Source organism: Lentzea guizhouensis (assembly GCF_001701025.1).
GTDB lineage: Bacteria > Actinomycetota > Actinomycetes > Mycobacteriales > Pseudonocardiaceae > Lentzea > Lentzea guizhouensis.
Genome location: NZ_CP016793.1, coordinates 1,008,311 through 1,026,357, shown reverse-complemented (window position 1 = coordinate 1,026,357; position 18,047 = coordinate 1,008,311). Strand labels below are relative to the sequence as shown.

General features: G+C 66.7%; 18 protein-coding genes and 1 tRNA gene. 11 read left to right on the top strand and 8 right to left on the bottom strand.

Features of this window, described 5'->3' with window-relative positions; translation table 11 throughout:
* The first annotated feature begins 165 nt into the window (after window positions 1-165).
* Complete coding sequence (locus BBK82_RS05290) at window positions 166-420, top strand: hypothetical protein (RefSeq protein WP_154697091.1); 255 nt, start codon at window positions 166-168, stop codon at window positions 418-420.
* On the opposite strand, the gene BBK82_RS05285 is transcribed toward BBK82_RS05290, so the two are convergent.
* Window positions 417-686, bottom strand: coding sequence for a DUF2277 domain-containing protein (locus BBK82_RS05285; RefSeq protein ID WP_065913991.1), 270 nt, complete (start codon window positions 684-686; stop codon window positions 417-419). The genes BBK82_RS05290 and BBK82_RS05285 overlap by 4 nt on opposite strands.
* 9 nt (window positions 687-695) lie before the next feature.
* On the bottom strand, window positions 696-1,253 hold the full coding sequence (locus BBK82_RS05280) for a helix-turn-helix domain-containing protein (protein ID WP_065913990.1): 558 nt from the start codon (window positions 1,251-1,253) through the stop codon (window positions 696-698).
* A 50-nt stretch (window positions 1,254-1,303) separates the two neighbouring features.
* Here BBK82_RS05280 and BBK82_RS05275 point away from each other — a divergent pair, with 50 nt between their 5' ends.
* Window positions 1,304-2,110, top strand: coding sequence for an NAD(P)/FAD-dependent oxidoreductase (locus tag BBK82_RS05275; protein ID WP_065913989.1), 807 nt, complete (start codon window positions 1,304-1,306; stop codon window positions 2,108-2,110).
* Here the strand turns inward: BBK82_RS05275 and BBK82_RS05270 are convergent.
* Window positions 2,094-2,714 (bottom strand): class I SAM-dependent methyltransferase, encoded by a 621-nt coding sequence (locus tag BBK82_RS05270; RefSeq protein ID WP_065913988.1) that lies wholly within the window; start codon window positions 2,712-2,714, stop codon window positions 2,094-2,096. The two genes, BBK82_RS05275 and BBK82_RS05270, sit on opposite strands and share 17 nt — an antisense overlap.
* 85 nt (window positions 2,715-2,799) lie before the next feature.
* Here BBK82_RS05270 and BBK82_RS05265 point away from each other — a divergent pair, with 85 nt between their 5' ends.
* Both BBK82_RS05265 and BBK82_RS05260 read left to right on the top strand, forming a co-directional pair.
* Window positions 2,800-3,369 carry a TetR/AcrR family transcriptional regulator gene (locus BBK82_RS05265; RefSeq protein ID WP_065920829.1) on the top strand — a complete coding sequence of 190 codons (570 nt, stop codon included), beginning with the start codon at window positions 2,800-2,802 and terminating at the stop codon, window positions 3,367-3,369.
* A 25-nt stretch (window positions 3,370-3,394) separates the two neighbouring features.
* Window positions 3,395-4,288, top strand: a complete 894-nt coding sequence (locus BBK82_RS05260) for a LysR family transcriptional regulator (protein ID WP_065913987.1) — start codon at window positions 3,395-3,397, stop codon at window positions 4,286-4,288.
* Here BBK82_RS05260 and BBK82_RS05255 read toward each other — a convergent pair.
* Complete coding sequence (locus BBK82_RS05255; RefSeq protein WP_065913986.1) at window positions 4,251-5,003, bottom strand: AraC family transcriptional regulator; 753 nt, start codon at window positions 5,001-5,003, stop codon at window positions 4,251-4,253. The genes BBK82_RS05260 and BBK82_RS05255 overlap by 38 nt on opposite strands.
* Window positions 5,004-5,093: 90 nt before the next feature.
* On the opposite strand from BBK82_RS05255, the gene BBK82_RS05250 reads away from it, so the two are divergent.
* Window positions 5,094-5,900 carry an NmrA family NAD(P)-binding protein gene (locus BBK82_RS05250; RefSeq protein WP_065913985.1) on the top strand — a complete coding sequence of 269 codons (807 nt, stop codon included), beginning with the start codon at window positions 5,094-5,096 and terminating at the stop codon, window positions 5,898-5,900.
* On the opposite strand, the gene BBK82_RS05245 is transcribed toward BBK82_RS05250, so the two are convergent.
* Window positions 5,876-6,259 (bottom strand): hypothetical protein, encoded by a 384-nt coding sequence (locus BBK82_RS05245; protein WP_154697090.1) that lies wholly within the window; start codon window positions 6,257-6,259, stop codon window positions 5,876-5,878. The genes BBK82_RS05250 and BBK82_RS05245 overlap by 25 nt on opposite strands.
* Window positions 6,260-6,347: 88 nt before the next feature.
* Between BBK82_RS05245 and BBK82_RS05240 the strand changes: the two genes are divergently transcribed.
* Window positions 6,348-7,847, top strand: coding sequence for an alpha/beta hydrolase (locus tag BBK82_RS05240; RefSeq protein WP_237048032.1), 1,500 nt, complete (start codon window positions 6,348-6,350; stop codon window positions 7,845-7,847).
* Between the two features lie 156 nt (window positions 7,848-8,003).
* On the opposite strand, the gene BBK82_RS05235 is transcribed toward BBK82_RS05240, so the two are convergent.
* Window positions 8,004-8,726 (bottom strand): MerR family transcriptional regulator, encoded by a 723-nt coding sequence (locus BBK82_RS05235; RefSeq protein WP_065920828.1) that lies wholly within the window; start codon window positions 8,724-8,726, stop codon window positions 8,004-8,006.
* A 434-nt stretch (window positions 8,727-9,160) separates the two neighbouring features.
* Window positions 9,161-10,240 carry a DNA cytosine methyltransferase gene (locus BBK82_RS05230; RefSeq protein ID WP_237048031.1) on the bottom strand — a complete coding sequence of 360 codons (1,080 nt, stop codon included), beginning with the start codon at window positions 10,238-10,240 and terminating at the stop codon, window positions 9,161-9,163.
* Between the two features lie 363 nt (window positions 10,241-10,603).
* Here BBK82_RS05230 and BBK82_RS05225 point away from each other — a divergent pair, with 363 nt between their 5' ends.
* The 5 genes from BBK82_RS05225 to BBK82_RS05205 are packed head-to-tail and all read left to right on the top strand — an operon-like array spanning window position 10,604 to window position 17,916.
* Window positions 10,604-13,162 (top strand): Z1 domain-containing protein, encoded by a 2,559-nt coding sequence (locus tag BBK82_RS05225; RefSeq protein WP_237048030.1) that lies wholly within the window; start codon window positions 10,604-10,606, stop codon window positions 13,160-13,162.
* A complete protein-coding gene (locus tag BBK82_RS05220; protein WP_071812841.1) occupies window positions 13,162-14,160 on the top strand; it encodes a PD-(D/E)XK motif protein in 999 nt (332 codons plus the stop codon). The genes BBK82_RS05225 and BBK82_RS05220 overlap by 1 nt, the downstream gene beginning before the upstream one ends.
* The gene (locus BBK82_RS05215; RefSeq protein WP_154697089.1) at window positions 14,160-16,232 is read left to right on the top strand and encodes a hypothetical protein; all 2,073 of its coding nucleotides are present in this window, start codon (window positions 14,160-14,162) and stop codon (window positions 16,230-16,232) included. The genes BBK82_RS05220 and BBK82_RS05215 overlap by 1 nt, the downstream gene beginning before the upstream one ends.
* Complete coding sequence (locus BBK82_RS53750) at window positions 16,229-17,125, top strand: hypothetical protein (RefSeq protein ID WP_237048029.1); 897 nt, start codon at window positions 16,229-16,231, stop codon at window positions 17,123-17,125. Before BBK82_RS05215 ends, BBK82_RS53750 begins: the two co-directional genes overlap by 4 nt.
* Window positions 17,125-17,916 (top strand): DUF6339 family protein, encoded by a 792-nt coding sequence (locus BBK82_RS05205; protein ID WP_154697088.1) that lies wholly within the window; start codon window positions 17,125-17,127, stop codon window positions 17,914-17,916. The genes BBK82_RS53750 and BBK82_RS05205 overlap by 1 nt, the downstream gene beginning before the upstream one ends.
* 57 nt (window positions 17,917-17,973) lie before the next feature.
* Here the strand turns inward: BBK82_RS05205 and BBK82_RS05200 are convergent.
* Window positions 17,974-18,046: transfer RNA gene (locus BBK82_RS05200), tRNA-Arg, on the bottom strand.
* Window position 18,047: the final 1 nt, after the last annotated feature.

The window sequence follows — 18,047 nt, the reverse complement described above, 5'->3', positions numbered from 1 at the left end:
GACAGTGACGAACCGGCAACCGATCATCCGCCTGACCGTTCGTCTGCCGTTCGCCGACGCTCACGCAACGCTCACCGCATGACAGGCGGAAGTCACCCTGTGTAGAAGATCAACTGAAGAGAATGAGTTCCACAGGAGATTTCGCGGCGAGGGAGCATGATGGCGGTGAAGGCGGCAGAGTCCGCTGGGCGTTCACCCGAAAGAGCGGGTGACGTCGAGGACCGGCAGCTGACGAGGTGGGTCGTCCACCCCGTCCAGTGGCCGCACGCGCTGCAGGTGACGGTCATCCTCGTGCTGATCGCGCTGCTGCTCTGGGCCATCGCCCTCACGCTCGGCCCCGACCAGGCGTTCATCGTCGGCTCCGCCGGTGTCGCGGCCAAGCTCATCTGCATGTACCTGGACACCCGCGTCCGTCGTTAACGCCCGTAGCGCTCCGCTGCCCGTGCCTTCGCCTTGGCCGCCTCGACCTCACGGTCCTTCGGCGGTGCGGCGGTCACCAGCGCGTCGAGCAGTTCTTGGGTGGCAGCGGCCACCGCCGCCACGGCCCGGTCGAACGCCTCCTGGTTCGCGGCCGACGGCTTGGCCGCCCCGCTCACCTTGCGCACGTACTGCAACGCGGCAGCCTGCACCTCGGAGGAGGTGGCCGGCGGTTCGAAGTTGTGGAGCACCCGGATGTTTCGGCACATGCCCCCAGGCTAATCACGTTTCGGCGGCGCGGCGCGGGTGTGGATGCGTTCGCCCTGCTTGCCGAACAGGCTGATGAGCTCCGCCGGCTCGCCGTCCGCGCTGCCGATGGTGTGCGGCTGGCGGCAGTCGAACTCCGCCACCTCGCCGGCGCGCAGCACGACCTCCCGGTCGCCCAGCCGCAGCCGGACCCGCCCGCTCAACACGTAGAACCACTCGTAGCCCTCGTGCACCCGCGGCTCGTGCGGCCGGTCGTCGCTGATGATCATCTTCCACGCCTGCAGTGGCCCGATCGAGCGGGTCAGTGGGATGCCGACCCGGCCGTGGTCGAGCTGGCGCGGCTTCATCTGCACCCGCGGGTCGCCGACGTCCGGTGCGCCGACCAGGTCGTCCAGCGTGACCTGGTAGGTGCGCGACAACGGCAGCAGCAGCTCCAGCGTCGGCTTGCGCTGGTCGGTCTCCAGCCGGGACAGCGTCGACTTCGAGATGCCCGTCATCTCGGACAGCTCGGCGAGCGTCAGGTCGTGCTCGGCCCGCAGCGAGGCGAGCCGGTTCCCCAGAGTTGCCATTCCGGCAACATACGTTGCTGAAACCGGACTGTCGACCGCAGCATCGGGTCATGAGCTACGAAGTGGTGATCATCGGTGGAGGAGCGGCCGGCCTGAGCGCCGCCCTGATGCTGACCAGGGCGCGCCGCAGCGTTCTGGTCGTCGACAGCGGCGAACCGCGCAACCAGCCCGCTGCGCACATGCACAACTACCTCTCTCGTGACGGTTTCTCGCCGTTGGAGCTGCTCAAGCACGGCCGAGCCGAGGTCGAGGGCTACGGCGGCGAGATCGTGCAGGACGAGGTGCGGTCGGTGACGAGGCTCGACGACGGTTTCGCCGTGGAGCTGCAATCGGGTCGTGTCACCGCGAAGGTCGTGCTGTTCGCGACCGGTCTGGTCGACGAGGTGCCGGAGAACCTGCGCGAGCGCTGGGGCCGGGACGTCTTCGGCTGCCCGTACTGCCACGGCTACGAGGTGCGCGACCAGAAGCTCGTCGTGTTCGGTGAGGAGAAGAAGGTGGCGCTGGTGCGGCAGTGGTCCGCCGACGTCACGCACGTCGAGTCGGTCGACGGCATCGAGGTCGTCGACGACCGGCTGGTCGCGGTCATCTCGGACGGTGCACGCATCCTGGCCGACGCGCTCGTGTACTCCGCGCCGGTCAAGCCGCGTGACGAGCACCTGCTCGCGCTGGGTGCGGAGACCGAGGAGACGATCGCCGGCCCGTTCGTGCGCACGGACCAGTTCGGCCGCACCAGCGTTCCCGGCGTCTACGCGGCGGGCAACGTCAGGGACCCGGCGGCCATCGTGATCGTCGCCGCCGCCCAGGGCGCCCAGGCGGCCGGGATGATCAACATGGACCTGCTCACACCGGCGGGCTGACCCCGGTGGCCGTTCCCGTGACCTTCGTGGCGAGCACCGCGGTGGTCGTCTCGCCCTCGGTCGCGAACACCGGCTCGACCCGGCCGAACACGGTCCGCAGCTCGGTGACGACGTCCGCGCCGCTGAACCCGGCGATCCTGCGGTACCCCCACCGCAGCAACCGGGTCGTGCGGGTGTCCTTCGCCAGCCGCACGTCGAACACGAACAGCCGCCCGCCGGGGCGCAGCGCGTCACAGGCCCTGGCGACGGCCGCGGGAACGTCCGGCATCGCGCTGAACGCACCCAGTGCCACTGCCGCGTCGAAGCCGGTGCCGTGGTCGGTGGTGCACGCGTCGGCCTCGCGCACCTCGACGTTCGGCCATTCAGCCGCCCTTTGACGGGCGATGCGGACCATCCGCGCGCTGAAGTCCATCGCGACCACCCTGCCGTGCGGGCCGACCGCGTCGACCAGGGCCGGGAGCAACGCCCCGGTGCCGCAGCCGATGTCGAGCACCGCGTCGCCGGGCCGCAGTTCCAGCTTCTCGACGGCCAGCCGGTTGAGCGAGCCGGAGAACCGGTCGATCAGGCGGTAGTAGGTGAGTGCGGCGAAGTCCCAGAACTGCATGGCATCCCCCTGACGTCGTTGCAATGCGATCGCATCGTAAAACGAGTCACCGCTATGATGCAATGCGATCGCATTGGAGATTGCCTTGCCCAAACAGGTCGACCACGAGGCACGCCGGCAGGAGATCGGTGCCGCGGTGTGCCGGGTGATGGCCACCCGTGGCCTCGACGCCGTGAGCCTGCGGCACGTCGCCGCCGAGGCCGGGGTCTCGATGGGACGCGTGCAGCACTACTTCGGCACCAAGGACGAGATGCTGCTGTTCGCGTTCCGGCTGATCAGCGAACGGGTGGCGCACCGCCTCGGTCAGGTGCGGCGCGACACCCCGCAGGCGTTCCTGCGCGCGGTGTTGGTGGAGTTGCTGCCCATCAGCGAGGCCGCGCGAGCCGAGGCGCCGGTGCTGGCGGCGTTCCTGGCCCAGGCGGTCGTCGAACCACGCCTCGCCGAGCAGTTGCGCGCGGGCAGCGACGAGATGGTGGCGTTCGTGGCCGAGCAGATCCGGGCGGCGCGGCCGGAAGGCGACGCGCTCCGGGACGCGAAGGCGTTGCTGGCGTTCACCGACGGCCTGATGCTGCAGGTGCTGATCGGTCAGGTCGACCGGGACAGCGCGGTGGACCTGCTGGACCACCAACTGGCAAGGGTGCTCACGACTGGCTGACGGTCCACTCCATAACCTGACGCGCATGGACGTGGACACGAGGCTGCTGCGGTACTTCGCCGCCATCGCCGAGGAGGGCAACCTCACGCGCGCTGCGCAACGGCTCTTCGTGTCACAGCCGTCGCTCACCAAGCAGCTCAAGCACTTGGAGACGCAACTGGGCGTGCGGCTGTTCACGAGGTCCAGCACCGGGATGACGCTCACCGAGGCCGGGCACGCGCTAGCGGCCAGAACGCCCGCGGTGCTCGCCGACTGGGACGTGGCCGTGCGTGAGACCAGGAGCGCGGCACGGGTGCTGCGCGTGGGTTTCCTGGCCAGCGCGGCGGCGACTCAGGAGCTCGTGGCGGAGTTCCAGCGGCGCAGACCGGGCTGGCGAGTCGACCTGCGCCGGGCACCGTGGTCGGACCCGACGGCGGGGCTCGCGACCTCGGAGGTGCCGGTCGCGTTGCTGCGCCTGCCTTTCCCGGACCAGGACCGGTACGGCGTGCTGCCGTTGTTCACCGAGACCCGGTGCGCGGCCATGTCCTCCGCCCACCCGCTGGCCGGCCGCGCGGAGGTCGCGTTCGAGGAGATCGTCGACGAACCGGTCGTGATCGGCCCGTCGCTCAAGGGCGTCTGGCGCGACCACTGGCTCGCGGTGTCCGAACGGGACGGTCGCGAGGTGCGGGTCGGCGCGGTCACCGACCGGCCGGACGAGTTCCTCGACGCGGTCGCCGACGGCCACGGCCTCGCGCTGGTGCCGGAGTCGGTCGCCCGGCTGCACCCGCGGCCGCGCCTGGCCTACGTGCCGGTGACCGGCGTGAGCCCCAGCGAGATCGGCGTCGCGTGGCTGCCGGAAGCCGGTGAGGTCGTTGCGGACTTCGTGCGGTGCTGCCAGGAGCTCAGGCCGCGGACCCCGCACGGCACTCGCTCGGGCTGATGCCGTGCACGCGCTTGAACGCGGCGCTGAACCCGAACGCGTCCGCGTACCCGACCTGGCGGGCCACTGCGGCGACCGTGGCCGACGACCCGGTCAGCAGGTCCGCCGCCAGCGCCATCCGCCACTCGGTCAGGTACGTCAGCGGTGGCGTGCCGACCAGCTTCGCGAACCGGTTCGCCAGCGTCGTCCGCGACACCTTGGCCTCCCGCGCCAGCAACGCGAGCGTCCACGGCCGCGCCGGGTCGGCGTGCATGGCCTGCAGCGCCGGACCGGCCACGTCGTCGGCCAGCGCGCCCAGCCAGCCCGTGTCGTGCTCGCGGTCGAACCACGCCTTGAGGCCGCAGACCATGATCCAGTCCAGCAACCGGTCGGCCACCACGCCGGGCGTCTCGTCGATGGCGCCGTAGAACGCCGCGCACCCGTCCTCGCCCGGCGCGACCAGCACGTCCGGCAGCACCGCCGACAGCCGTTGCGCGATCGAACCCTTCAGGTCGTACGACCCGCTCACGACCTCGGCCTCGCCGGAGAGCGTGAACGGCCCGCGCGCCACCAGCACGTCACCGGCCCGCGCGGTCTGCCCGCCGGCCTCGACCTCACCGGACACCAGGGCGTACACCGTGCACCTCTCACCGGTGAGGGTGCCCGTGACCGACGAGCGGCGCAGGCCACCGCCGTCCGCGCGCACCCCGCGCAACAGGTCGTCGAACGGATTCATGTCCTCCACGATAGTGGGTCGAACGATCGAGCATCGTCGATGAACTCTCACACATGGGCCGGGCGGGCCGATCCCGGTTGAGTGGACGGCATGACACAGGAGATCTTGGTTCTGGGCGCGACCGGCAAGACCGGCCGCCGCGTCGTCGACGCGTTGCAGAAGACCGACGTGACCATCCGCGCGGCCTCCCGGTCGAGCGCGGTCCGCTTCGACTGGGCCGACCGCTCCACCTGGCAGCCCGCGCTGGCCGGTGCGACCGGGGTGTACCTGATCGCGCCGTACGACTCGGCCGACGCGGCACCGTTCGTCGAGCTGGCCGGGCAGCAGGGCGTCCGCCGGCTCGTGCTGCTCTCCGGCCGCGGCCTCGACCAGACCCCGCGCGACGTCTTCGTCGGCATGCACGCCGCCGAGGACGCCGTCCGCGCGTCGGGTCTGGAGTGGACGGTCCTGCGCGCCAACAACTTCACCCAGAACTTCTCCGAGCAGATCTGGGAACCGGAGATCCGCGCCGGCCGGCTGTCGCTGCCGATGGACGACACCCCGGAGCCGTTCGTGGACGTCCGCGACATCGCCGAGGTGGCCGTGAAGGCGCTGACCGAAGACCACGCGGGCCAGACCTACGACCTGAGCGGACCCGTCGGCGTCACGTTCCCCGACGCGGTCGCGAAGATCGCCGCGAAGACCGGCAAGCCGATCGAGTTCGTCCAGCTGACGCCCGAGCAGTACCGCGACGCGCTGCTGTCCTACGGCGTCTCCGAGCACGAGATCTCCGAGCTCAACGGCATGTTCGACGGCATGCGCAAGGGCCTGCTCGCGACCCCGTCCGACGACATCGCCCGGCTGCTCGGCCGCCCGGCGACCAGCTTCGACGACTACGTGGCCGACGCCTGGGGCTGACGCGGCAGCAGCAGGTGCACCGCGAACCCGGCCGCCGCGGTCATCACGGCCTGGTAGACGACCGACGGCTGGTAGGCACCCGCGACCGAGAACGCGGCCTCCAGCCCGGTCGTCCACCACCCGGCGATCTCACCGAGCCCCAGCGCGTGCCAGCCGAAGAACCCGGCGCACCAGCCCACCACGACCCAGGAGGCCCGCCCGCCGCGCAGCGCGAACAACGTCGTCGACACGGCCGCGACCGCGTTGAACACCAGCGCGAGACCTGTCAGCGTCGCGTCAGCGCTCCACACCAGACTGGCCACCGCCTGCACGACCAGCACCGCGACCACCAGTCCGATGCCCACCCGCGTCTTGTCCACGCGGCCACGGTAACGGGCGGGATCGCGAGGCAACCGGTTGACTGTCACCGGCGTCGTCATGATCAGGACCATCTGGGGAGTTGAACTCGTGAAACCACTGTTGATCGCGGCGGCGCTGCTGGTCGGCCTGGCGCCGGCCGCGACCGCCCAGGCCCGGCCCGCACCGGAGACTCCGGCGTTGTCGTGGCAGGACTGCCAGGACGGGTTCCAGTGCGCCACCGCGAAGGTGCCGCTGGACTACGACCAGCCGAGCGGCACGAAGATCGACCTGGCGCTGATCCGGCTGCCCGCGACCGATCCCGGCAAGCGGATCGGCTCGCTGTTCGTGAACTTCGGCGGCCCCGGCTCGTCGGGTGTCGACCGGCTGCGGGCGCGTGGCAAGTGGGAGTGGCTGTTCTCGGCGGAGCTGCGGTCGCGGTTCGACGTGGTGTCGTGGGACCCGCGCGGCATCGGCCGCAGCGCGACCGTGCGCTGCTTCGACTCCGTGGAGGAGCAGCAGCAGTTCCTGAACTCCATCCCGCTGTACCCGGTCACGGCCGCGGACGAGCCGGCGTTCTACGCCAAGCACCGGGAGTTCGCCCAGCGCTGCAAGGACAAGTCCGGCGACCTGCTGGACCACGTCTCGTCGGCGAACACCGCACGTGACCTCGACCTGCTGCGCAAGGCCGTCGGCGACAAGAAGCTGACCTACCACGGCATCTCGTACGGCACGCATCTCGGCGCGATCTACGCGAACCTGTTCCCGGACAAGGTGCGCGCGCTCGCGTTCGACGGCGCGCTGGACTTCATCGGCAACGCCACCGGCCACGGCGACCAGGGCACGACCGTGCCGCTGGACACCCGCCAGGACGTGCCGCGTGGCACCGCCGAGACGTTCGACCAGTTCCTGACCCAGTGCGCCGCAGCAGGCACGAAGTGCGCGTTCGCCGGCGGTGACCTGAAGAAGAAGTGGGCGGACCTCGTCACCAAGGTGACCGCGACGCCGATCACCACGCCGGACGGCACGTTCGACCGCGCCGCGCTGATCGGCACGGTCTGGGACGCGCTGGCCCAGTCCGACACCTGGCAGTCCACCGCGCAGGTCCTGCAGACCCTGTGGGAGACGCAGCCCTCGCTCGCACGCACCGCCGTCGTTACGCCGACCTACACCTCCAACCGCACCGAGGCGTTCAACGCGATCCAGTGCTCCGACAGCAACTTCCCGCGTGACACGGCCGCGTACACCAAGTACGGCAAGAGCGAGGACGAGCGCGTGCCGTACTGGGGCCGCCCGATCGTGTACGACATGATGCCGTGCGCGTTCTGGCAGGGCCGTGACGCCGACCGCTACACCGGCCCGTGGAACCGCTGGACCTCCGCGCCGATCCTGTTCATCAACAGCAAGTACGACCCGGCCACCCCGCTGCACGGCGCCCAGGACGGCGCGGCCGAGATGGCCCGCACCGGCTTCCTGACCGTCGAGGGCTACGGCCACACCTCGATGTACGTGCGCAGCGCGTGCGCCGAGAAGGTCAAGCGCGAGTACCTGTTCACGGGCGTGTTGCCGGCGCAGCGCACCTGCGGCATCGACAAGGCACCGTTCGCCTAGAAGCTTTCATGGCCGCCGCACACTCATCTCGTCGTGGTGTGCGGCGGCTTTTTCCATGCTCGGGAGCGTCCAGTCCGTGTCGAGGTCGCCGGTCACCAGCGCGTTGCGGCCGAGCCGCTTCCCAGCAGACCACCTCGCCACCCACCGCAGCTGGCTCTAGTCCTTCACCGAGCTCATCCGCGCCAACACGTCCAACTGCGCCTTGTTGTACAACTCCACCAACGCCCGCGCAGCCATCTCACTGGCATACCGCGCCCCCCGCGGCGCATCCGCATAAACCCCACCGGGAAACGCCTCCCGGATCTCCCGCAGGATCGGCAGCTCCCGCATGCCCTCCGCCACCCGCTGCCGAGTCTCCTCATCGGCATCCTCGGTGAGCTCGTCGAACTCCACCTCCACCGGCTGCCTCCCGTGCAACCGCACCGACTCCGCATACCGGGCAAACGTCCCCGGCGCCATCACCTGCGCCAACACCACCGAAAACGCCCGATCAGCCGCTGACAGGTCCGACCCGGCCACCACAGCCGCCACCCCCGCCGGCAACTCGGCAGGCGCCGCCTCCCTGAGCATCAACCCCAACTCGGCCCGCACCCGCTGCAACCGCTCAATCGTGCCGGCGACCTCCGCGTCCAACGCCTTCAACGCCTCCTCAGGATGCGCGTCATCCCCTTCCCCAAGCTCCCCGATGCGCGCCAACGACAACCCGAGCTCGGTCAACCGCTTGATCCGCAACACCCGCACCAAGTGCGGCACCCCGTAACTCTTGTACCCGTTGGCCCGCCGCTCAGGCTCAGCCAGCAACCCCACCTCGTGGTAGTGCCTGATCGTGCGCAACGTAGTACCGGCCAACTCGGCCAACTGCCGCGTACTCCACCCCACGCCCGCTCCTTGCCTCACCGGCCAAGCCAAAACCATGCCGCTACGGCACAGTCAACGCTCAACCAGCTGCCTTCGTACATTGGAGGCGGCTGGCAAGGTGCCTAACACCCACCGGCACCCCGTAGCAATTGATCTGTCTCCAGATCACGCTCGCGACTGTGGCGCACCTTTCCGCCAGTAAGCGGCTTTGGTGTGACGCTGCTGGCACCCGTGCCAAATCAACGGTCCACCGACACAGCCGCCTTGAGTCGTGCGAAGACGATGTCCGCCGCGCGTCGCACTCCTGGCAGCGGTCGGTGGAAGAATCGGTAACGCAAACCGCGCGCATGCAACAGCCTGCGGATGGCCAAACTCCGGTTTCGTGTTGCGACCGTTGTTGCGCTGCATGCTCCGGTAGACGCCGGGGTTGACGGCCTTCGTCGGGCGTTGGACGATCATTTCGACGTTGTTGCTCGTCCAGCGGCCAGTCCGTTAGCGATGTGACCTGCGAGGTGCTGAGCGAGCTGTACTGGCACTGCATTGCCGATCTGACGTGCGATCTCGAGCTTGGTTCCGCACCACTCGAACGTGTCCGGGAAACCTTGCAGCCTGGCCGCTTCGTGGTGGGTCAGCGCACGGTGCTCGACCGGGTGCAGGTAGCGCCCCTTCTCCGGCTTGAAGAACTCGGTCCGGATGGTGACCGACGGCTTGTCCCAACGAAGCCTGCCCATGACGTCGCCGGATCCGCTCGTGTGCTTGATCCAGCAGGCAGCCTTGAGCTCGTCGGGCAGGTCGAAGCGGTTGCCGCCTTCGGGGATCTTCCGGAAACGCTTCTTCGAGATGTCCTCGTAGCGCCGCGTGATGTGGAGTTCGCTCGCCGTGTACTTGCCGGGTACAACGCGACCGAAGACCTCGTACTCGCGGCCGGGTGGCAGATCGACCCGACTCCAGTGAACCCTTGGACTCAGATCGCCGATCGAGTCCTTCACCGTCGGCCAAGCTTCAGGCGCCACCTGCACGGCCGGCAGCAGAATCTGTTCGAAGTCGCGGTGCGTGCCGATCACGATGGCGCGGCGACGGAGCTGTGACGAGCCGAAGTCCGTCGCTCGCAAGATGCCGTAGTCGATCTGGTAGTCGCTGAGTGCCCCGCCGGGACGCGTGAGCATGCGCAGTGCTTCGAACTGCTTCGTCTTCAAGAACTGGTCGACGTTCTCCAGCAGGAACGCGCGTGGCCTCACCTTGAGCAGCGTGTCCACATAGCGCTCCCACAAGTCGTTGCGCTCGTCGTCCGCTCTCTTGGCCCCGAGGTTCGAGAAACCCTGGCACGGTGGACCGCCCACGACGACATCGGCTGCCGGAAGGTCGCCCTTGACCCAATCGGCGATGTCGCCCTGATGGATGTGCTCCTCGCCGAAGTTCGCCGCATAGGTCGCGGCGGCGTGGAGATCCTGCTCGACGGCCGCGACCGGGGTGAAGTGCCCCGACTCGCGGAACCCTTGTGACAGACCGCCGCACCCGGCGAACAGATCGATCACCTTGAGTGGCGACGCCTCCACGCTGGGTCTGGACCGATCAGACATCGAGCTCCATCTAAGCGTTGCTGGTCGTGCACGGTTCGACCCGGTGATCGAACCTGTGTTCACATGTTAGCCGGCCGGTCGCGCTGGATCTAACACGTCCGCCGGCGTGGCGTCAGATCGCGGACAGGTATGGGCGCGTACTCCATCTGAGGTCAGTTCTGCTGGATGATGTCGATTCAGGTAACGAATGGATCGTCTTGTGCGATCGTATGAGTTACTTGGCAGATGTGCGGCCTGAGCGAAATCGCTACCAAAGCGCCGCCAGAAACGCGTGCTGCCCGCACTGGTGGAGGATCCGTGTCGTCCAGGTTCGAGCAGGTGTACGAAGTCTTCCTGGATTTGCTTGAGTCCGGCACACCGGACGAGGCGATCAAAAAGATGACGGTCCTCTGCGATGACCAGGAGTTGTTGCAGCAGGTCAGCGAGCGCCACGAGCAGGAGACGATCAAGATCAAGGAGCGGGAGGAGCCGCGGTCGGTCGTCCTCGGCAATCGCTTCACCTGGTACACCGGCCCCAGGCCGAAGGACAAGTGCTGGCCCGCCATCACCGGCTTGCTGAGCAAAGATGGCTGGTCAGAAGCATCGGTCGAGAATCTCGACGCGGCTTCGACCAAGGTCGTCTCGATGCTGAGCCACCCAAAGGAAAAGGCGTTCTCGACCCGAGGACTCGTCGTCGGCTACGTGCAGTCCGGAAAGACCACGAACTTCACCGCTGTCATGGCCAAGGCCGCAGATCGAGGGTACAAGCTGTTCATCGTGCTGGCCGGTATCCACAACGGTCTGCGCAGACAAACCCAGTTGCGACTGGAGCAACAGTTGGTCAAGCCCAACCCATCAGGCTGGATGCCGCTGACCGATCCGGACAAGGACTTCTATCCTCCTGCCAATGCGGCCGGATACTTCGCGGCGGGGAACAAGCAGCATGTTCTCTGCGTCATCAAGAAGAATCGGACGGTGTTGGAGAAGTTCGATGAATGGCTGGCTTCCGCCGCTGAGCACCTGCGCGGGACTCCGGCCCTGATCATCGACGACGAGGCCGACCAGGCGACGGTCGCGACCGGTACGATCAACCCGCTGATCTGCCGGATCCTGAGCCGATTGCCCAAGTCGGCCTATGTCGGCTACACGGCCACGCCGTTCGCGAACCTGTTGATCGATCCCGCGGTGCCGGAAGACCTGTACCCGAGGAACTTCATCGTGAACCTTCCGCAGCCGGAAGGACACTTCGGCACCGAGGTGCTGTTCGGACGAGATGCCTTGGACGGAGAGGATCCTGAGGACGTCTTCGACGGTCACGACATGATCCGCGAGGTGCCCGCGGCCGAGGTCGAGAACGTTCGGCCTGCCTCGAAGGGCGAGGTCGACGGATTCATGCCGAAGATCACGGGAAGTCTGCGTGACGCGATCCTCTACTTCTGGCTCACCACCGCCGCACGCCGGGTCCGTGGCACCGGCAAGGCTCACTGCACGATGTTGATCCACACGAGTGTTAACACGTCGGTGCACAACAGCTTCGGTCACCCGCTGAGGGCGTTGAGGGAGAAGTGCCTTCGCGCGGTCGAGGCCAGCGACCAGGTCCTGCTCGACGAGTTTCAGGAGCTTTGGGAGAAGGAGACCAGCAGGGTCAACGCCGAACTGTTCGGCGAACGCACCGTCGAGTTCAGCGAACTCCGGTCGACCTTGGCCGAGGCCATCAGGTCGTGCAAGATCGTGATGGACAATTCCAGCAGCAAGGACCGGCTCGACTACGAAGGTGGCCCGGTGACTGCCATCGCCGTCGGCGGGAACACCTTGTCCCGAGGCCTGACGCTGGAAGGCCTGGCGGTGAGCTACTTCGTGCGTGCGGTGTCGGCGTACGACACGCTGCTGCAGATGGGCCGCTGGTTCGGTTATCGCAACGGCTACGCCGACCTGCCGCGAATCTGGATGACCGATGAGCTCCGCGATTGGTTCCGCCACCTCGCGACGGTCGAGAACGAGATGCGGCGCGACATCGACGTGTACATGGTCGAGGACAAGACGCCGATGCAGTTCGCGGTACGGCTCAGAACTCATCCCAAGCTCCGGGTGACCGCGGCCGCCAAGATGAAGGACGCGGTTCCGGCCGCTTGTGCCTACGGCGGGCATCGGATCCAGACCCGTTACTTCAGCACCGACGCCCGGTGGCTGCGCAACAACCAGGAGGCGGCCAGGAAACTAGTCGCCGGTGCGATCACGGATGGGGCCTTCCGGGACGATCGCGATCTGCTTCCCGGTCGCGTTCTGTTTCGCGGTGTTCCGCACGAGCGGATCTTGGACTTCTTGGCGAGCTACAGGTTCCACGAGAATTCTCAAGAGTGTGATGCCGGTTTGATCTCTGCGTACATCAGGAAGCGCGTCGCTGTGGCGTCAGCGCTCCGTCAATGGAACGTGGCGATCGTGGGAAACCAGATCGACGGGCCCGATACGAGCGGGTTCGAGTTCGTCCCAGGAGTTCGAGTCGGCCGTGTCACACGCGCACGCCTCGAAGGGTCCGACAACAGCTTCGTCGACATCAAAACCTTGATGAGCCGCAAGGATGCGGCGGTAGACTTGCAAGGCTTGAAGAACAAGAGCGGTTTGAGCGAGGAACAGATCAAAGACCTCCGCCGTAAGCAGCTTCCGTCGACAGGTCTTCTCGTGCTCTACCCGATCGACAAAGACTCCGTTCCGGGAAAACAGAGCGAAAAGCACCGTGAACCGTTGGGTCTAGCTGAGGACGCGATCGGGGTCGGACTCGTCTTCCCCGAACCGAACGGTGAAGACAACACGGTCAAGTGGACATACGTGAGTGCCGACCTCTCCAGGGTCGTCCTCGAAGAGGAGGACTTCACCGCGCTGGACGAAGTGGACGCGTGATGGCCGATCCCCTGCGGAACCTGCTCGACAAGCACTGGTTCGAGCTCGAACAGGACGTCGCCTCCGCCCCAAACCGACTGCGAACCTCCCCGCTTCCGACACCGACGGACAACGGGCGACTCAACGTGGCGGTGGATCACGAGGGGCGCCGACACCTCCTCGTGCCACTGTCCGTGAGTCAACACGTGCGGACCAGGGGAGACGGTTCGGCGCTGCGCCTGCGAGAGCGTCCACTCGAAGACGACGAGTCATATGTCCGTTACGCAGACCTGTGTTGTACGCGCACGGATCTCCACGACGTGTTCACCGGTCTGTGCGGAGACGTGCTGCAGGCGGTCGAAGCAGCGCCGGAGCGGCCGTTGAAGGCGCTGTACTCGGTGCTGGACCGCTGGCGCGCCTTGTTCCAAAAGTCGTCCGCGGAGCTCAGCGCTGAGCAGCTGGCTGGATTGTTCGGCGAGCTCCTGGTGCTTCGGCGCCTCCTGCAGTCGTGGCCCACGGCCACCGACTGGTGGCTCGGCCCCAGCGGCAATCGCCACGACATCGTCGTCGGCACCCACGCCATCGAGGTGAAGTCATCGCTGGCACAGGAGGAACGCAGGTTTCGCGTCCATGGGGCAGCCCAACTTGAAGCTCCCCAGTCCGGGAACCTTCACCTGGTGTGGTTCAAACTCGCTCGGTCCCAGGACCAGGGTCTGCGGCTGCTCGACCTGATCGACCAGACCCGGAGGATCGCCGATGACGAAAGCGGATTCTTCGCCAAGCTGGCCCTCATCGGCTATCGACCGGTCGACGCGGATCTTTACCGCGACGTTCGGTTCACCGTTCTGGAGGAGCGGTGGTACGAGATCGCCGACTCCTTCCCGAGGATCCGCCCCGACTCGGTTCCGGAGTCCATTCGGGACGTCCACTACACGATCGACTTGGACGCGGTGGCGACACAACCGTTGGGCAAGTTGCAGATCGACGATCGCCTTGCCGAGATCCTTCGGGAGAGTTGATGAACAACGCCGCGTGGTACTCTCAGCCCTTCCCGCCAGAGGGGGCGAGTGCGGCTGAAGGCATTCGCAACCAGCTAGGACGTCCAGAGCTGGACCTGTTGACCGTCTTGGTGCGGGAATCGGCACAGAACAGCTGGGACGCTCGGCTTCCGGCGACGACGGTCGACTACCGGATCGACTTCCATACCGTCAGCGCGGCGCATGCCCCGGTCTGGCGCGAAGAGCTCCTGCGCGATGCTCCGCAAACCGAGCACCTTCCACTCAGGGCGTCCTTGTCCGCGGCGACGATCGACATCCTGACGATCTCGGATCGGGGCACGAGCGGGCTCGGCGGACCAACGCGAGCGGACAGCGCCGTCACCCAGAACCATGACTTCGTCTCGTTCGTGCGCAACATCGGCGAGCCTCGGGACACGGCGCTCGGCGGTGGCACCTACGGGTTCGGCAAGGGCATCTTCTACCTCATCGCGAAGTCCGGCGCGATCTTGGTGCACACCAGGTGTCGCGTGAAGAACGGTTTCGAGACGCGCCTCATCGGATGCGCTCTCTGGCAGAGCTTCGTCAAGGGAACGGATGGCAAGGCCACGCGCTACACGGGCCGGCACTGGTGGGGGAGCAACGCAGGTGACGTCGTCGAACCGTTGGTCGGACCGGCGGCGGAGGCGATGGCCCACCGGCTCGGTCTGCGTGAGTTCGGATCGGACGAGACCGGGACCAGCATCGTAGTGATCGCCCCCGAGCTGGGTGACCAGGACTCGCACGGAGCCGCGAGCTATCTGGCCGACGCCATCCTGTGGAACCTCTGGCCCAAGATGCTGCCCGATGCCGACGGACGATCGCCTATGACGTTCTCCGTTCGGCATCAGGGTTCCGAAATCCCGCTGCCGGATCCTCGGACGACCTATCCGATCCGGATGTTCGTCGAGGCGCACGAGAACATGCGTTCTGCGGACAAGGGCCAAGTTCTCGAGTCGTACAAGCCGAGGCGGGTGCTCGGCCGGCTGGGCTTGCAAAAGCAGCTCGCGATGCCCTTCGAGCCGAGCGCGGCGGCTGAGGTCATGGGAATCGGAAAAACACTCCATCACGTCTGCCTGATGCGCACCGCGGAGCTCGTCGTGACGTATCACGAAGGTCCGAAGCCGTCCGCCGAATACCTGTCGTACGCCGGTGCCTTCCGTGCGGACGAGGACATGGACGCGATCTTCGCGGCTTCCGAACCACCGACTCACGATGCTTGGACGTGGCAGTCGTTGGAAGGCAAGGAGAAGTCGTTCGTACGGGTGACGTTCACACGGATAAAGGAACAGCTCGAGGCACTTGTCGAGATCAACGACAAGGTGAGGTCGCCCGGCGTCGAGGTGCCATTGGGAGCGGCGAGCAGGGCTTTCTCCAGTTTGGTGACCGGGTCCTGGGGCGTTGGTGGAGGCATCCAGTTCGGGAAGGCCAAGAACAGTCCGGCTCCGCGACCGGCACAGGAGGACAACAGCTGGGAGGAGCACGGCGGCGAGTTCTGGAATGGCGGTGTTCAGGCTGGCGGCCACGAGTACGCGGCCGGGTTGGAAGCGCCGACACAAGAGCGCGGCCCCTCTGCCGACGGCACTGGCCAAGGCGGCGGACAGCATGTTGCGCACCCCCTCGGCGAGACCGAAACGCTGGCCGGGGCGGCGACGTCGGATGACCGGTCTGGTTGGCAGTCGCATGCGGGCACGCTGCCCGTCGCGGCTCCAGCACTTCGTCCGAAAGTCCAGTACCTCGACGATCCCTACTACGGGACGCGCGATGGGCAGGTCGTTCTGGTGCAAGAGTTCCGGCTGCCCGTTCCTGGCTCACAACAGGTCTCGCCCCAGCTGTCGGTCCTGCTGCCGGGCAACGGTGTCCGGGAGACCGATCCACCTATCAACGCGGCTCGGCCGGAGTTCTTCGGCTGGGAGGACGATCAGGGGCTGATCAACCGTGCGAGCACGCTTATCGTGGCAGGAGGTCCAGTGACCTGGCGGCTCCTGGTCGTACCCGCACCTGACACGGTGACGGAGATCGGTGTCGCGGTCAGGCGAGCGGAGGTCGCCAGGTGAGCCGCAAAGCACTTCCGTACCGCACGCCAGGCGATGAGGCGGTCAAGGCCCAACAGTGGTCTCTGGTCATCAGCGATCACGCAGTCGATCTGCCTGATGCGTTGCCGGACTGGGACTACCAGATGAACCTCCATCTGCGAAACGAGGTTCACGTCGATCTGGACGCCGTGTACGCGGCTACCGGGCTGACGCCTGAGGCGAAGTTGTCACTCGTGGTCGTGTGGACGGCGACTGGCTCAGCTCTACGCGGAACAGCCAAGCGCATCTCGTTGTCCGGCACAGGAGCCCAAACCGTTCCGCTCGACATAGAACTGCCCGGTGCACAGTTGGGCGGCACGCTGACGCTTGACACGCAGTTGGTGCTGGCGGGCTTCAGGGCGAGCGATGCGATAGCCGCCCCTCGTCGCGGAGGCTCGATCCTTTGGACGCGCAGGCGGTCGCTGCGCCTTCAGGGCGATGCACCGCAGTTCCCCATTGCTGTGGTCGACTTCGAATCCACTCACCTCCCGGCCGAGTCCGCCTGGCATGTGCAGTTGAGCGGAGACCTGAACACGGCCACGATGGGCGCTGTCCTGCTGCTCGTCAACCAGCAGAAGAAGTCGATCGTGACCGCCTTCCAGAACGCGGCGTCACCGCGCCCGATCGACCGGGTCTACCTCTCTGCTGCGTATGCCGACATCGCCAGAAGCATGATTGAGCACGCACTGGCGGATCTCGATTTCGAGCTTGAGAACGACTACCCGGAGGAGAGTCTGGGCGCCACGCTGCAGAACCTGCTAGCCACCTTCTTCCCGAACGTGTCTGTTCAGAATCTACGGCTACGGCGAGAACAGTCGCCAAACCTCTTCGCAACCGAGGTCCAGGCCGCCGTCGGCATTTTCGAGGAAGCGTGATGAGCCGTCTGTATCCCCGTCTCCTGCCCTGGCACGCCAAGAACCTCTACGAGGAATACCGCGGCTTGAAACCGTCGGAACTGACCGCGCACAGCGACACCACACACACGTCTGCTGTGTTCGTCGCAACCGGAGGCGATCGGGTCAGCGCCACCGATCTGGCAGCGCTCCGAAAGAAGGTGGTGACGCTGGCGACCGACGCAGGCTTTCCCGACGAATCGAACAGGTCGTCGAGCGCCGAGTTCGACCTGAGGCTGGCGGCATTGCTCCACTCCGAGATGGGGTTGGTGCCGGCGGAGGCCGCGTCGGGTGACGTATGGGCCTTCCTGGCTCTGGTCCTGCTGCCGGACGTCGCCTACTGGCGGTACGGCCCCCTCCCCAACGCCGACCGGGTCCAGGCCACTGACATCACCCGCCACGTGTTCGGACGCATGTGGTGGCGCGCGCAACTCGTTCACGATCCCAGCGAACCAAGCCATTACTCGGCATTGGCGATCTTGGGCGAAGCGGCGTTCGACCAGATATACGCTCGTCGCAAGGCTTTGGGCGGAAGCCCGCACCTCGTCAAGGCCATCCTCCGCGTGTGGCGTGACCTGGATCGAGAAGGTGAGAACGAACGCGACGTCCTCCGCGACCTCCTGAAGCGCCTGCTGCGCCTCGCTGCGTTCGTGAGCTTCGAGGCGATGGAGGACCTCGATCTTGACGCTGAGCTGCTTCGTGCTGCGGCCGAGAGCGTCGAGGCGGTGCGGCACAAGAGGCTGAGGGAACTTGCGTTGGCCGCTGGCAGCTAGACGACGAAGGGCTGGCCTCAACTGAGGCCAGCCCTTCTAACGAACTACTACAACCAGCGCCCCTGGCAGGATTCGAACCTGCGACCTCGGGATTAGAAGTCCCTCGCTCTCTCCACTGAGCTACAGAGGCT